Origin of the sequence: Streptomyces sp. NPDC060035, assembly GCF_042736635.1 — a bacterium.
Classification (GTDB): Bacteria; Actinomycetota; Actinomycetes; order Streptomycetales; family Streptomycetaceae; genus Streptomyces.
The window spans coordinates 1-14,516 of sequence record NZ_JBHWVO010000009.1; the positions used below are offsets into that span (position 1 = coordinate 1).

The window sequence follows — 14,516 nt, forward strand, 5'->3', positions numbered from 1 at the left end:
GCCGGAAGACCGCGAGGTCTTCCGGCGCCCCTCCCGTGCTGCGTGGGAGCCGGCCGGACTCGGTGCTGCGGCCTGGCGGTAGCCCGCCTTCGCTCCCAAGGCACCCGGACAGGCCTGGGCAGGGCTTCGGGGTGTCGAGTCCACGACCGTCTCCGCCGAGCGAGCCGGCTCCGGGGAGGGTGCGGCGGTGTGGCGGGTGACACAGCGCGTGGAACAGGCACGGCTCGACGAGCGACCTGAGAAATGCCGCAGAACCCCGGCCCGCCCCCCGCGCCCGGCACCACAGGTCGCAGCGCGGTGAACTCCTCGGGTCAGTCCGCGTCCCGACGAGCCTGCTGAGTCTCACGCAGGACCGCCCATGCGTCTGCCACCGGGCCCACGTGCCCGAGCTTGTCGGGGTTGCTCACCGTACGGATCGTCTGGACCCGCCCGTCGAGAATGTCGAGTGTCCAGGTGTTGAGGACCCTGCCGTCCCGGTCGCGGAAGATCGCGCCCGGCTGACCGTTCACCTGGTGCGGTTCCACGACTCCGCCGATCCGGGAGAACGGCGGGAGGAGAGCGGCGAGCACCTGGGACACATGGTCGGCGCCGAAGAAGCCCCTGGCCCACTGCGGGGCCTTGCCGCCGCTGTCCCCGAGCATCGACACGTCGGCGGCGAGAAGTTCCCGCAGCCCGTCGACGTTCCCGTTCCGGAAGGCGTCGAAGAATCGCCCGGCAAGTTCCTCGCGTTCCGTCCGGTCGGCCTCGAACCGGGGCCGGCCCTCGTTCATGTGGCGGCGCGCCCGCACCGCGAGCTGGCGGCATGCCGCCTCCGACCTGCCCACCGCCGAGGCGATCTCCGGGAAGTCGAAGGCGAACACCTCCCGCAGCACGAAGGCCGCACGCTCGAGCGGGCTGAGCCGCTCCAGCAGCAACAGCGATGCCATCGACAGCGAGTCGGCCAGCTCCGCCGACTGCTCCGGGTCCTCGTACGGGTCGGTGAGCAGTGGTTCGGGGAACCACTGCCCCACGTACTCCTCCCGCCGGACCCTGGCCGAGCGCAACGCGTCGATGGAGACCCGGGTGACCACCGCCGAGAGGAACGCCTTGGCCGACGTGGGCCGGGTCGGGGAGAGCTCGTAGCGCAGCCAGGTCTCCTGGACCGCGTCCTCGGCCTCGCTCACGCTGCCGAGGATCCGGTAGGCGATCGAGAACAGCAGCGGCCGCAGCTCCTCGAACTCCTGGACCCGGGTCACGCCAGCCCTTCCTTGAAGCCCTGCCGCCACGACGGATAGCGCAGCTCCCAGCCGAGCTCCCGCTTGGCCTTGGCGTTGGAGAAGCCACGCCCCTCGGTCATCATCGTCACCACCACCTCCCCGGCCAGCAGCCGGGCCAGCCACGTGGGAACCTTCATCGGCCGCTTCGCCCCCGCGCACGCCGCCAGACAGGGCAGCCACTCGCTCTCCGGGGCGGGTTCGTCATCCACGATGTTGAACACCCCCCTCGCCCTCTGCTCCACGGCCAGGACGGTCGCAGCGGCCGCGTCGTCCAGATGCACCCACGAGGCATAGCCGGTACCGTCCCCGACCAGCGGGAACTGCCGCTTACGCACGAGCACGAGCTGATCGTCGGTGGCTCCCGGCCCGTAGAACGCGCCGTACCGCATCACCGCGCCGTCGGCCTTGAGAACCACGTCCTCGACATGGCGGAGCGCCGCCATCGCCGTGTGCGCAGCCGTCCCCTCGTGCAGGTCCAGCGGGTCCTCCTCGGTCTTCACCCATCCGCCCTCGCGGATTCCGTTCCAGTTGGCGTAGCCCTGCGCGACGACGTGGGACACGCCGGTTGCCTCGGCCGCAGCCAGCAGGTGGTCCGTCCCCTCGGTGCGCAGCCGGATGGTGGGGACGGACCACCGGTCGAAGTGCTTCAGATCGGGCTTTCCGGCGTGAGCGACACTGATCCCGGTCATCTGGTGCACGATCACGTCCGGCCGGGCGGCCGCCACCGCTTCACCGACGGACACCGCGTCCAGTCCGTCCATCACGACCGCCTCGGCACCCAGCTGTTCCACCAGGCCCAGCTTGGCCGCGCTCGTCGTCGTCGCCGTCACCCGGTGCCCCCGCGCCACCAGCTGCGGCACCAGTCGCCGCCCCAGAACCCCGGCCCCGCCCGCCACGAAAACCCGCATGCCCATCACCTTCCTGCTCCGACAGTCCGTCTCCGAGACCTGAGACGAGACAGCCCCGCCGTCTGTGACATCCGAGCACCGGTTGGACGGGGCGACGCTTACCTCCCGCCGGTTCAAGGAGCGGTGCACCTGCTCCGGCAGCGGACGGTCCTTGGCCCGGCTGCTCGACAGCGCGGCGGCCCGCGCACCGCCTCGAGGATGCGGCGCCCTGCCGCGACAGCGGCCGGCGCGGCGGACTCGTCCGGCAGGGGCAGGAAGGGGGACACGGCGTTGCGGCGTAGGGCCGCCAGGTGCTGTCAGTCCTCTCCGGATGCGGCAGCATCGCCGGCCGTTCCCGGCCCGAGGCCCGGCGCTCGCCGGGGCTGATCTGCAACCGCACCGGCTTCGGACGCATGGGTCCTCGGTGAACGTGCCTGCTACTCGGCCTGCTCATGAGTCAGGACTCCTCCGGCACGACCGGACCGCAGCCGGCGCCACCGCCCGCCCGACAACCATTCCGTGACTCCTGACGGCGCCCCTTGGGGGCGAGCCGGCCGGCCAACGAACTTCTTCCAGCGGTTCCTTGTCCGCATGTCACAGACGACCGGGCTGTCTCGTCCCGGGTGAAAGGACAGGCCCATGGAAGAACGCACCATCCCAGAACAAGGAGTTGGTCATGAGCGAGCACGCCACACACCAGAAGACCGTGCTGATTACCGGGGCGAACAAGGGGATCGGCCGTGCGGCCGCCGAGCAACTCGCTGCGCTGGGCATGACGGTCCTGATCGGCGCCAGAGACCCACGGCGGGGCGAGGAGGCCGCTGCGGCGTTGCGCGCGGCAGGCGGCAACGCGCACGCGGTCACCCTGGACGTCACCGACCGGGCCACCGCCCGGGTGGCCGCCGAGCAGGTCGAGGAGCGCTTCGGCCACCTTGACGTGCTGATCAACAACGCCGGCATCAGCGGCTCCGGGCAGGTCTCACCCGAGGACGCCCACGATCAGGTCCCCAGCTCCGTCGACCTGGACATGGTCCGGGCGGTGTTCGAGACCAACGTCTTCGGGGTGATCGCGGTGACCAACGCCATGCTCCCGCTGCTGCGGCGGTCACCGGCGCCGCGCATCGTCAACGTCAGCAGCGCCGCCGGGTCACTGGCCATCGCCGGCGACCCCGACGGCCCGCTGGCGGGTCTGCCGGCGTCTGCCGCGTACACGCCCTCCAAGACCGCACTGAACGCGCTGACCGTGCAATACGCCAATGAACTGCGGAAGAACGGCATCCTCGTCAACGCCGCCGACCCCGGCTACGTCGACACGGAGATCAACAACCACAGCGGGTACCTCACGGTCGCGCAGGGCGCTGCGGTCCTGGTTCGCCTGGCCACGCTCGGCACGGACGGGCCGACCGGTGGGTTCTTCAGCGAGGGCGGCCCGGTGCCCTGGTGAAGGTGGCCCCGACGGCGGCGACCGCCGGCCCGGCCGGTTCAGCAGACGAGCAGGAGTCGGCCGATGCCGTCCGGCACCAGCAGAAGCCGACACCAGCAGAAGCACGAGCCCCGGGCACCGTTCGTCGGAGCCCCGGGGCGTAGTCCTGGTCGGTCCCGGTGGTCCGCCGCCGGGACCGACCACCGCCGGCCGCACGCCGAGGTTCTGCGCAATGCCGGACTCCGGCTGTACGCCTTCGGCTCCACCGTCCCGATCGGTGCGTCCGCGCCCCACTCGGGCAGACGGGCACGGCGTGAACGGCCGCCGCGATCAGATCTGCAGCAGACATCGCCCGCTTCATCGCTTTTGTCACATTTCCTGAAGTACGCCATGCGGGGACCGTGAACCGGAGGCGTGCCGACAAGATGCTGACGTCATCAACACAAAGAGGTCCCCTGACCTGCGTTGCCGCAGGTCAGGGGACCTCTGAGGATGTGGAGCCTAGGAGATTCGAACTCCTGACATCTGCCTTGCAAAGGCAGCGCTCTACCAACTGAGCTAAGGCCCCTAAAAAGGGGACAGCACCGGACACATGCGTGTCACGACGTCCGCCGCAGAACAGAGTACCGGGTGACCCCCTGAATCTTGCAAAAGGATTGGACTCCCGGTCCGCAACCGCTCTCCGTAAGATGCACGACGAGGTTCGCAGCAGCGAAGCCGCAGCGAAGGGGAGACGCAATGGACGCCGCGCAGCAAGAGGCAACGGCTAGAGCCCGGGAGCTCCAGCGCAGCTGGTACGGAGAGCCGCTGGGGGCGCTCTTCCGCAGGCTGATCGACGATCTCGGCCTGAACCAGGCCCGGCTTGCCGCGGTTCTCGGACTGTCCGCACCCATGCTCTCCCAACTGATGAGCGGCCAGCGGGCCAAGATCGGTAACCCTGCGGTCGTCCAGCGCGTCCAGGCCCTTCAGGAACTCGCCAGCCAGGTCGCGGACGGCAGCGTCAGCGCGGGAGAGGCCACCGACCGCATGGAAGAGATCAAGAAGTCCCAGGGCGGCTCGGTTCTGACCAGCACCGGCCAGACCACCACCACCGGCGGCGGGCCCACCGTCCGCCGCGTGGTCCGCGAGATCCAGTCGCTGCTCCGGTCGGTCGCCGCGGCCGGCGACATCATCGATGCCGCGGACTCCCTCGCCCCGACCCACCCCGAACTGGCAGAGTTCCTCAGGGTGTACGGAGCAGGGCGCACCGCTGACGCAGTCGCGCACTACGAAGGTCACCAGAGCTAGACAGACCCTCAGGCCCGGGAGCAGGGTCCCGTTCGACGGGACCCTGGCATCATCCCGACGGCCGGGACAGCCAAAACCGGAACGGGGAGCGGGCGCAGCGCAATGGGTGAGGTCTTCGCTGGTCGGTACGAACTGATCGATCCGATCGGACGCGGTGGGGTCGGCGCCGTCTGGCGCGCCTGGGACCACCGGCGCCGCAGGTATGTGGCAGCCAAGGTCCTGCAGCAGAGCGATGCGCACACGCTGCTGCGCTTCGTCCGCGAGCAGGCACTGCGGATCGAGCACCCGCATGTCCTCGCTCCCGCGAGCTGGGCCGCCGACGACGACAAGGTCCTGTTCACCATGAACCTGGTCAGCGGTGGATCGCTGGCCCATGTCATCGGTGACTACGGCCCGCTGCCCCCGCGCTTCGTCTGCCTCCTGCTCGACCAGCTGCTGTCCGGGCTGTCGACGGTGCATGCCGAGGGGGTCGTGCACCGGGACATCAAGCCGGCCAACATCCTGATGGAGGCCACCGGAACCGGCCGGCCGCATCTGCGGCTCTCCGACTTCGGTATCTCCATGCGCAAGGGCGAGCCGCGACTGACCGAGACCAACTATGTGGTCGGTACGCCCGGTTACTTCGCACCCGAGCAGATGATGGGAGCCGAACCCGACTTCCCCGCGGACCTGTTCGCCGTCGGTCTGGTCGCGCTCTACCTGTTGCAGGGCCAAAAGCCCGACTCCCAGGCCCTCATCGAACACTTCGCCGCACACGGCACTCCGGGCGCACCCCAGGGCATCCCGGAACCCTTGTGGCAGGTCCTGGCCGGACTGCTGCAGCCCGACCCCCAAGCCCGCTTCCGGACCGCCACGGGTGCCCGCAAGGCCCTGACGGCGGCGGTCGAGATGCTGCCGGAGACCGACGCGGACAACGAGCCGGTGGAGGTCTTCGACCAGATCGGACCCCTGCCGGCCGGATTCGGCCCCGACGGGCCCGTGAACAGCCCCCAGGGACCGGCAAACGGCCTCCAGGCGCCCGCGCAGGCCCCCACGGGCGCGCAGCAGACACCTCAGGCACCGCACGCACCACAACAGACGCAGCACCCCGTGCAGCAGCCCTACGCCCAGCCGCACGGCTCGATGTCGGAGACGGGCAGCTTCCACCTCGCCCCGCCCCCCCAGCAGGCGCAGCCGAACACGCCCCCCGCCCCACTCCCGGCACACGCGGCCTCCCCTTCCCCCGCCTCCGCAGCGGACCTCGCCCAGGCCCCCACGGCGGCGGTGCAGCACGATGCATTTCCTACTCGTGCATACACCGCCCAGCACCCTCAGGTTCCCCACCCAGGCACAACAGTTGTCCCGCCCGTTCCCGCCACCGGGCACCCTGTCTCCGGGAACGCCCCGCACACTCCCCGAACGCGGCCGGGACCGCCCCCGAAGGTGGCGGTCCCGGTCCTGCTGGTGGCCCTGATCTGTTTTGCGGTGGGCATCTGGGCACTGACCCAGACCTGACCGGTTCCTCTGGGCACTGCCCGGACCTGCCCGGTCCGGCCGGCCCCGGTACGGGCCTACCAGGCCTGGGGCGGTCCCCCGAACGGCGGCTGCCCGCCCACGCCCGGCGGCACAGCAGCCGGAACGGCACGGCGCCGGGCCATCAGCGTCCACGCCCCGAGCCCGAGCACCAGCACGGCACCCGCGCCGATCCCCGCCGCGGCCACCGTCTTCATCGTGTCGCTCTCGCGCGCCTGGAGCGCACTCTGCCCGGTCTCGGCCATGTCCTTGTCGTCATCGGTGACACCGAAGATTCCGGCGTCCCCCTTGTAGGGCGACGGACCGGCCTCATCACGGACATTGATCCTGAGCGTCAGCCCGATACCCGTGTCCCCGTAGTACTTGGCGGCCTTCGGGGAGAGCGTCACCGACAGGTAGTACCAACCCGCGAACCGCATGGCCGCAGCCTTCGAACTCGAGGCGTAGCGGTTCTCGTACGCGACCGCCGGCAGCGGTTCCAGGGCGCCTGAGACGGGCTTCCCGGAGTAGGACAGCGTCGTGTCGTCGACATGGCCTCGGGCCGGATTGTCCAGCGACAGCGACAGCGCGTTGCCGAGGTACTCGGTGGAGGAGTTGTTGTTGCTGAGCGAAGCCGCGGCAAAGATCCGCTGGCCCCAGTCCACCGGCACACGGTAGAAGCGCGTCTGTCCGGGCGCGATGCTGTCCACCCACTCGCCGGAATCCACACCGGTGGCGTCGTAGTAGCTGCTGCCACCGGTCCGTTTCTGCTTCCCGGCGGGCGGAGCGGGCGAGGCGGACGACCAGTTCTCCGGTGCCTCGGTCGGCACCGCACCGGCGTCCTTCAGCGCGGGCTCCGCTTCGTACCGCAGCTCCAGGTCCCACTCGTCCGAGGCCGACGTGGCCTTGCTCTCCCGCTCGATCAGCACGTTGTACGTGCCGGCCGCGCTGCACGTGGCCTCGCTGTCCTCCACGGTCCGGTGGGCGTACGCGGCGATCGGGCGCGGGAATTCCGCCGATGCGAAGATCGCATCCTCGGAACTGCACCGGGTGTCGTCGAGGTCCCTGATGCTGACCGTGATGCCGTCCCCGTAGGCGACCTTGCCGGCCTTCCTCGGCACGACCACCGCGGAGACGTACGCATTGGTCCTGCTGTCGAGTTCCAGGCGGTAGTAGAGCTTCTGGTCCCGCTGAATCGAACTCCTGTAGACCGACCCCGGCTTCAGTTCCGCAGCGTCGGCGTTCGTCTCCGTACCCTGGACCGCTGTCGCCTCGCGATCGAAGGCGTACGACGCGGGACCGTCGGCCGCATGCGCCTGTCCCGGCAGCGCCGCCACCGCGCACACAGCCGCGAGCGATGCCAGTATCACCCGGCCCCTGTTGCGCTGCCTGTTCACGCACTTCCCCTTGTCGTCCGCCCGCCCGGCCTGCGACGGCTGCGGACGAACACGAGCCCCGCGATCAGAGCGACCACGGCGCCCGCTGCTGCAGCGGTCGCGATGCCGGTCCATCCTGCCCCGCCCGTACCACTGCTGTCTGCGGCCACAGGTGATTTGCCGTCATCGTCCACCTTCGTGTCACCGGACTTCCTCGCCAGAACGGGGGCTCCGTGCTGGGGGCCCGCCAGCACGTCACCGAGGACCGCCACACGCAGCACCACGCCGATCCGGGGGTTCTCGGCGATCTCGGCCGCCTTCGCCCCCAGGGTCACCGCGATGTAGAAGCTGCCCTCGGCGTGCACCGGCCGGACCGCGGACCGGTACTCGTAACGGTTGGTCCAGGCGACCGGGACCGATCCCATCCTGATCGCGGCGGGCCGCCCGTTGTACATCGCTGTCGAGCTGAACTCACCACCGCTGTCGACCGGGAACCTGGCCGGAGTGAACAGCTGCGTCCCGCCGTAGGAGTACGTGGACGAAGCGCGCCGAACGGTCGGCTCGTTCGCGAACTCCACGTCGTAGCGCACCTGCTGGCCCCAGCCGGCCGGAACCTTGTACCAAAGGGTCTGCGAAGGCAGGATCCGGTCCCGCCACACCCCCTGACCGAGCGCCCTGGCATCGTTGAATCCGCTTCCGCCCCGGACCTCACGCGGATCCCCCGACGGCAGCGCGGCCTTCCTGCCGCCGTCCCCGTACTCCGGCTGCGACTGGGCGGGCGTGACCCCTTCGACCAGCGGCGCCTCCACCCCGTACACCAGCTCCAGGGGCCACCGGGCGGAATCGGAACCCTTCTTGCTCTGCCGTTCGACCACCAGCCAGTAGCGGCCCGCGTCGTCGCAGCTGCGGCTGCCGCCCTCGGAACGGATCCGGGAGACGGCCGAGGTCAGCGGGGTCGCTCCCTCCTTCTGGAAGAAGTGCTCGGTGTTCGTCTCGCAGAGGGAGTCACCGGTGCCGTGGGCGAGGCCGGTACTCAGAGCGTCGAGGCTGTCGACGGCCGCACCGGGCTGCGGAACCGCGGTCGCCGAGAAGTCGGCCGTGGACACCGCGTCGAGGTCGACGGCGTAGTACCGCTTCTCTCCGGGGCCGATGGTGTCCAGATACTGCCCGGGAGCAATCGCGGGAGCCTTGTCCGCGGTTGCCGCTCCCTCGACCCGCTCACCCTTCAACCGGTAGCCGTCCGCGGAGAGTTGCGCAGACCGCTGCAGCTGCCTGGCGAGCGCCTCGGCATCCGGTGCGTCGTAGTAGCGCCCGTTGCCCGCCTCCGCGATGCACTCGAGCTGCTTGCGGGCCGGGCCCTTCACCTGGAAGCCCACGGTGTCGATCCGCAGCCCGACCCCCTCCTTGCCGAGCTGTTCGGCGACCTCGCACGGCTGCGGCGTTCCGCAGTTGTCCTCACCGTCGGAGACCAGGAGGATCGTGCGCGTCCCGATGGCACCGTTCCGGGGCTCGGGCAGATCCTTCGCGGCCTTCTGCAGGGAGAGTCCGACAGGGGTGTCCCCCTTGGGCTGCACACCTGCGACGGCGCTCTTCATGGCGGCCCTGTCGAGCTTCTGTACCGGCTGCACGAGGCGGGTGTCGGTGCAGCCCCTGGGCATGTCGGCGCCGTACACCCGAAGACCGGTCGGATAGTTGTCGGGCAGCGCGTCCACCACTGCGCCCACGGCCGTACGGGCACTCTCCATCCGGGTCCTGCCCGTACCGTCGTCGCCGCCCATGGAACCGGAGGAGTCGAGCACCATCACAAGACTGCTCGAGCCGTCCTGCGCACCCGCGGCGCGCGGCCCTGCGGGCCCGGACGCCACGGCGGGCATTCCCCCCGCCACGAGTGCGAGCAGTGCCCCGCCGGCCAGTACCCCTGCCCTTGCTGTGCTGCGACGGTTTCCCGCCCTTGCCCGTGCCCTCACGGAAGCCCCCTCGACCTCAAGTCCCAGTCGCTTTGCTCTCGCAACCTAATGATTTGCGTAGGTGAACTCAAGGGCACGGGTGTCACGGTCCCGCAACAGGAATCCGGACAGCACGGGTCTCACGGCCCCGCAACAGGAACCCGGACAGCACGGAGCCCCGGCCGCTCAGCGACCGGGGCCCACAGCAGGCTGTTCCGTCTCACACACCCGAACCTGCGGGCACGGAGTCGGTCGCCTCCGTCCACAGATCCTGCTCGGCGCGATCCGCCTGGATCTGGCGGTACACGAGGAGCCCGCCGATGGCAGCCAGTGCGACCAGGAGAAGCTTCTTCACCGCGCGACCTCGTCTTTCCTTGACGTAAGGGACTTCTGCCGCCCGACTATACACACCGGCCGATACCGATCGGTGACCTGCCTGGAACCCAACTGCCGCACCGTTCCAGACCCCCGGCCCGGCATCTTCCGGACCGCTCACCACCCCCGGAACCAGCTTTTCCGGACCGGTTGAACCATGCGAGTGGTGTTCATCGGAAGAACGGCGCAGCGGGGGCGTCGGTCCCGGAATTCGCCCGCCTCATCCACATCATCGGAAAGGTAAGCAAACCGGACCACCTGAAAGCGAGGGGCCATGAGCACCTTCAGGGTCAAGAGCATCTGGACCGCCTTCATCACCGCCTTCTTCGCACTCCTCGCCTCGCTGGGCCTCGCCACAGCCCAGGCCACGGCCGCGGAGTCGACGACCACGACCCAGGAGCACACGGGTGCGACCGCGGCAACCGCGACCACCCCGTCGGTGCGATGGACCCTTCCGCGTGACAGGGCGCTGCCACCGACGATGAAGCAGCGCATCCGCGCCGAGGCCCACGGTTCCTCACCGGCCGGCCGCCAACGGATCACAGACACCACGGACGCCGCGCACGCGACGAACAGCACCCGCTCCACCCACGGCGGCACACCGGCCGGGGACTCGTCCCCGCTACCGCCCTGAGAGCGCCTCAGCCGACACACACAGGGCCCCTGGTCCGGTTCACACCGGACGGGGGCCTTTCCCGTGCGTGCGTCCCCGAGTGGCGCTCACCCTTGTTCGCACGAAAGGCCCGGCGCTCAGGGTGCACGCACGGGAAAGGCCCAACCCGCACGACAACGGCCCACCAGGAACCGCACACCGGAGCAACGTCCGCAAGCCCGGGAAAACACACCCCCGGGGACGACCCCGGTCCTGGAAGCCGCCGAGCGGCACGCACCATCGAGCGGGAGGCCGGATCCGAGAGCAGCGCCCCGGATCCAGAAGACACCCGATCCGGCCGGACACCCCAAAAGCAGAAGGCCCCCAGTCCGTAAAGACTGGGGGCCTTCGAGCCTGTGGGGCTAACAGGATTTGAACCTGTGGCCTCATCCTTATCAGGGATGCGCTCTAACCAACTGAGCTATAGCCCCGCCGCGCTGTGCGCTGACTTCTGAAGATTAGCGCACGTCGGGGCCAGTCCCAAAATCGATACCCGGTGCCCTACTCGTCCTCGGCCAGAGTGAGCTCCACGCCACCCACGAAGCCGGCCGACAAGTTGTAGATGAAGGCACCCAGCGTCGCCAGCGCAGTGGCCAGCACCACATCGATCACCGCGATGACCGAGGTGAAGATGAGGACGCGCGGCAGCGACAGGAACGACTGCAGATCGAAGCCGTTGCTCTCGTTCGAGCCGGTGGCCTCGCTGATCGTGCCGCCCACGGTGGAAAAGACACCCATGGCGTCCATCACCATCCACAGGACCGCGGCTGCCACCACCGTGCAGATCCCCAGCGCGATGGACAGCAGGAAGCTGACCTTCATCACCGACCACGGATCGGCCTTGGCCACCCGCAGGCGCGCCTTACGGGTGCGCGGAGTGGTCCGTGCCCCGGTCCGGGGCCGGCGCGTCGCCTGTACGCCGCCCACGCCCTGCGCTCCGCCCTGTGTGCCGCCACCCTGCGTACCGCCCGCGGGGGACGGATACGCCTGCGGCGGGTGATAGGGCCCCGCCTGGCCCGGTGCGGGCTCGCGCTCACCGGGCAACGGCCCGGTCGCGTACCCCTCGTACTGGGGCTGAGGTCCCCGAGTGTCCGTCACAGTTCCCCCTTGGGAGTCCGTGGCAGGGCCACGGGCACCGCTCGCTCCAGCTCCGGAAGAGGCCGAATCGGCGCCCGTGGCTCCACTCACGCTCTACTCCTCGTGCTCCCCGGCCGAAGGCTCCGTGCCCTCGACCACGCTCTCGGCATGGGCCTCGACCGTGTTGCCTTCGGCCTCATCGGTACCGTCGACCTCTTCGGCCTCACGACCGGCCTCGGCGTTGCGCGCAATACCGACGACGGCATCGCGCTTTCCCAGATTGATCAGTTGGACGCCCATGGTGTCACGGCCCGTCTCCCTGACTTCATTGACTCGCGTACGAATCACACCACCGCCGAGCGTGATGGCGAGGATCTCGTCCGTCTCCTCCACCACCAGTGCGCCGACGAGAGAACCCCGGTCCTCCACGATCTTGGCGGCCTTGATACCCAGACCACCACGACCCTGGACGCGGTACTCATCGACAGCGGTCCGCTTCGCGTAACCACCATCGGTCGCAGTGAACACGAACGTACCGGGCCGGACAACATTCATCGAGAGCAGTTCATCGCCTTCGCGGAAACTCATGCCCTTGACACCCGAAGTCGCACGGCCCATCGGGCGCAGCGCATCGTCCGTCGCAGTGAACCTGATCGACTGGGCCTTCCTGCTGATGAGCAGCAGATCGTCCTCGGCCGACACCAGCTCCGCACCGATCAGCTCGTCGTCCGCGCCGCTCTCCGTCTCACGGAGGTTGATGGCGATGACACCACCGGAACGCGGCGAGTCATAGTCCTTCAGCGACGTCTTCTTCACCAGGCCGCCCTTGGTGGCCAGGATCAGGTAGGGCGCCGCCTCGTAGTCACGGATCGCCAGGATCTGCGCGATCTGCTCGTCCGGCTGGAACGCCAGCAGGTTCGCCACGTGCTGACCACGCGCATCCCGGCCGGCATCCGGCAGCTCGTAGGCCTTCGCCCGGTACACCCGGCCCTTGTTCGTGAAGAACAGCAGCCAGTGGTGCGTCGTCGACACGAAGAAGTGGTCGACGATGTCGTCTTCCTTGAGCTTCGTCCCGCGCACGCCCTTGCCGCCGCGCTTCTGCGAGCGGTAGTCGTCCGTCTTCGTGCGCTTCACATAGCCGCCGCGGGAAATCGTGACGACGATGTCCTCCTCGGCGATCAGGTCCTCGATGGACATGTCACCGTCGAAAGGCACCAGCTTGGAACGCCGGTCGTCGCCGAACTTCTCGACGATCGCCGCCAGCTCCTCGCTGACGATCTGCCGCTGCCGCTCGGGCGACGCCAGGATCGCGTTGTACTCGTTGATCTTCGCCTGGAGCTCGTCGTGCTCGGCGGTGATCTTCTGGTGCTCCAGCGCGGCCAGCCGGCGCAGCTGCATCTCCAGGATCGCGTTCGCCTGGATCTCATCGATCTCCAGCAGGCCCATCAGGCCCTCGCGCGCGATCTCCACGGTGTTGCTGCGCCGGATGAGTGCGATGACCTCGTCGATCGCGTCCAGGGCCTTGAGCAGGCCACGCAGGATGTGCGCCCGCTCCTCGGCCTTGCGCAGCCGGAACTTCGTACGCCGGACGATGACCTCGATCTGGTGCGTCACCCAGTGCCGGATGAACGCGTCGATCGACAGCGTGCGCGGCACCCCGTCGACGAGCGCCAGCATGTTCGCGCCGAAGTTCGTCTGCAGATCGGTGTGCTTGTACAGGTTGTTCAGCACGACCTTGGCGACCGCGTCACGCTTCAGCACGACGACCAGACGCTGACCCGTGCGCGAGGACGTCTCGTCACGGACGTCCGCGATACCGCCGACCTTGCCGTCCTTCACCAGGTCCGCGATCTTCTGCGCGAGGTTGTCGGGGTTGGTCTGGTACGGAAGCTCCGTGACCACCAGGCACTGACGGCCCTGGATCTCCTCGACCGCGACGACCGCGCGCATCGTGATCGAGCCACGGCCCGTGCGGTACGCCTCCTCGATGCCCCTACGGCCCACGACGAGCGCACCCGTGGGGAAGTCGGGGCCCTTGATCCGCTCGAGCAGCGCGTCCAGGAGCTCCTCGTGCGAGGCCTCCGGGTGCTCCAGATACCACTGCGCACCGGCCGCGACCTCGCGCAGGTTGTGCGGCGGAATGTTCGTGGCCATACCGACCGCGATGCCCGCCGAACCATTGATCAGCAGGTTCGGGAAGCGCGCCGGCAGAACCACCGGCTCCTGGTTGCGGCCGTCGTAGTTGTCCTTGAAATCGACGGTCTCCTCGTCGATGTCCCGGACCATCTCCATGGACAGCGGCATCATCTTGCACTCGGTGTACCGCATCGCCGCGGCCGGGTCGTTGCCCGGAGAACCGAAGTTGCCGTTGGAGTCCACCAGCGGCATGCGCATCGACCAGTGCTGCGCCAGACGAACCAACGCGTCGTAGATCGAGGAGTCGCCGTGCGGGTGGTACGTACCCATGACGTCACCGACGACACGGGCGCACTTGTAGAAGCCCTTCTCGGGCCGGTAGCCGCCGTCGTACATCGCGTACAGCACCCGGCGGTGGACGGGCTTGAGGCCGTCCCGCACATCCGGGAGCGCACGCGAGACGATGACGGACATCGCGTAGTCGAGGTAGGAGCGCTGCATCTCCGTCTCGAGCCCCACGGGCTCGACACGCATGCCCACACTCGCGACAGCGGGTTCCTCTTCAGGTGTCACAGGGGTGTTCTCGTCGGCCATTGCTGGTCAAAGTCCT

General features: G+C 69.0%; 11 protein-coding genes and 2 tRNA genes. 4 read left to right on the forward strand and 9 right to left on the reverse strand.

Annotation, left to right across the window (positions count from 1 at the left end; all coding sequences use genetic code 11):
* Positions 1 to 311: 311 nt before the first annotated feature.
* Together ACFWBQ_RS16180 and ACFWBQ_RS16185 are read right to left on the reverse strand one after the other, a co-directional pair.
* Positions 312 to 1,235 carry an RNA polymerase sigma-70 factor gene (locus tag ACFWBQ_RS16180; protein WP_385488589.1) on the reverse strand — a complete coding sequence of 308 codons (924 nt, stop codon included), beginning with the start codon at positions 1,233 to 1,235 and terminating at the stop codon, positions 312 to 314.
* Positions 1,232 to 2,170, reverse strand: coding sequence for an NAD-dependent epimerase/dehydratase family protein (locus ACFWBQ_RS16185; RefSeq protein ID WP_385488593.1), 939 nt, complete (start codon positions 2,168 to 2,170; stop codon positions 1,232 to 1,234). The genes ACFWBQ_RS16180 and ACFWBQ_RS16185 overlap by 4 nt, the downstream gene beginning before the upstream one ends.
* Positions 2,171 to 2,819: 649 nt before the next feature.
* On the opposite strand from ACFWBQ_RS16185, the gene ACFWBQ_RS16190 reads away from it, so the two are divergent.
* On the forward strand, positions 2,820 to 3,587 hold the full coding sequence (locus ACFWBQ_RS16190) for an SDR family NAD(P)-dependent oxidoreductase (RefSeq protein ID WP_385488598.1): 768 nt from the start codon (positions 2,820 to 2,822) through the stop codon (positions 3,585 to 3,587).
* Between the two features lie 474 nt (positions 3,588 to 4,061).
* On the opposite strand, the gene ACFWBQ_RS16195 is transcribed toward ACFWBQ_RS16190, so the two are convergent.
* A tRNA-Ala gene (locus ACFWBQ_RS16195) sits at positions 4,062 to 4,134 on the reverse strand.
* 170 nt (positions 4,135 to 4,304) lie between these two features.
* On the opposite strand from ACFWBQ_RS16195, the gene ACFWBQ_RS16200 reads away from it, so the two are divergent.
* Together ACFWBQ_RS16200 and ACFWBQ_RS16205 are read left to right on the forward strand one after the other, a co-directional pair.
* Entirely contained in the window at positions 4,305 to 4,853 is a 549-nt protein-coding gene (locus ACFWBQ_RS16200) for a helix-turn-helix domain-containing protein (RefSeq protein WP_385488602.1), read from the forward strand.
* 102 nt (positions 4,854 to 4,955) lie between these two features.
* The gene (locus ACFWBQ_RS16205; RefSeq protein ID WP_385488605.1) at positions 4,956 to 6,347 is read left to right on the forward strand and encodes a serine/threonine protein kinase; all 1,392 of its coding nucleotides are present in this window, start codon (positions 4,956 to 4,958) and stop codon (positions 6,345 to 6,347) included.
* A 56-nt stretch (positions 6,348 to 6,403) separates the two neighbouring features.
* Here the strand turns inward: ACFWBQ_RS16205 and ACFWBQ_RS16210 are convergent, their stop codons facing one another.
* The 3 genes from ACFWBQ_RS16210 to ACFWBQ_RS16220 form a co-directional block, all read right to left on the reverse strand.
* Positions 6,404 to 7,741, reverse strand: a complete 1,338-nt coding sequence (locus ACFWBQ_RS16210; RefSeq protein WP_385488609.1) for a hypothetical protein — start codon at positions 7,739 to 7,741, stop codon at positions 6,404 to 6,406.
* The gene (locus ACFWBQ_RS16215; RefSeq protein ID WP_385488613.1) at positions 7,738 to 9,594 is read right to left on the reverse strand and encodes a VWA domain-containing protein; all 1,857 of its coding nucleotides are present in this window, start codon (positions 9,592 to 9,594) and stop codon (positions 7,738 to 7,740) included. The genes ACFWBQ_RS16210 and ACFWBQ_RS16215 overlap by 4 nt, the downstream gene beginning before the upstream one ends.
* Before the next feature lie 292 nt (positions 9,595 to 9,886).
* Positions 9,887 to 10,021 carry a DLW-39 family protein gene (locus ACFWBQ_RS16220; RefSeq protein ID WP_003958712.1) on the reverse strand — a complete coding sequence of 45 codons (135 nt, stop codon included), beginning with the start codon at positions 10,019 to 10,021 and terminating at the stop codon, positions 9,887 to 9,889.
* Positions 10,022 to 10,315: 294 nt separating this feature from the next.
* On the opposite strand from ACFWBQ_RS16220, the gene ACFWBQ_RS16225 reads away from it, so the two are divergent.
* Positions 10,316 to 10,675, forward strand: coding sequence for a DUF6344 domain-containing protein (locus ACFWBQ_RS16225; RefSeq protein ID WP_385488617.1), 360 nt, complete (start codon positions 10,316 to 10,318; stop codon positions 10,673 to 10,675).
* Between the two features lie 375 nt (positions 10,676 to 11,050).
* On the opposite strand, the gene ACFWBQ_RS16230 is transcribed toward ACFWBQ_RS16225, so the two are convergent.
* From ACFWBQ_RS16230 to gyrA, 3 genes are all read right to left on the reverse strand, one after another.
* A tRNA-Ile gene (locus ACFWBQ_RS16230) sits at positions 11,051 to 11,124 on the reverse strand.
* 70 nt (positions 11,125 to 11,194) lie between these two features.
* Positions 11,195 to 11,791 carry a DUF3566 domain-containing protein gene (locus tag ACFWBQ_RS16235; RefSeq protein ID WP_329209125.1) on the reverse strand — a complete coding sequence of 199 codons (597 nt, stop codon included), beginning with the start codon at positions 11,789 to 11,791 and terminating at the stop codon, positions 11,195 to 11,197.
* A gap of 93 nt (positions 11,792 to 11,884) precedes the next feature.
* Positions 11,885 to 14,500: a DNA gyrase subunit A gene (gene gyrA, locus ACFWBQ_RS16240; protein WP_385488622.1), complete on the reverse strand. Its 2,616-nt coding sequence runs from the start codon at positions 14,498 to 14,500 to the stop codon at positions 11,885 to 11,887.
* Between the last annotated feature and the right edge of the window lie 16 nt (positions 14,501 to 14,516).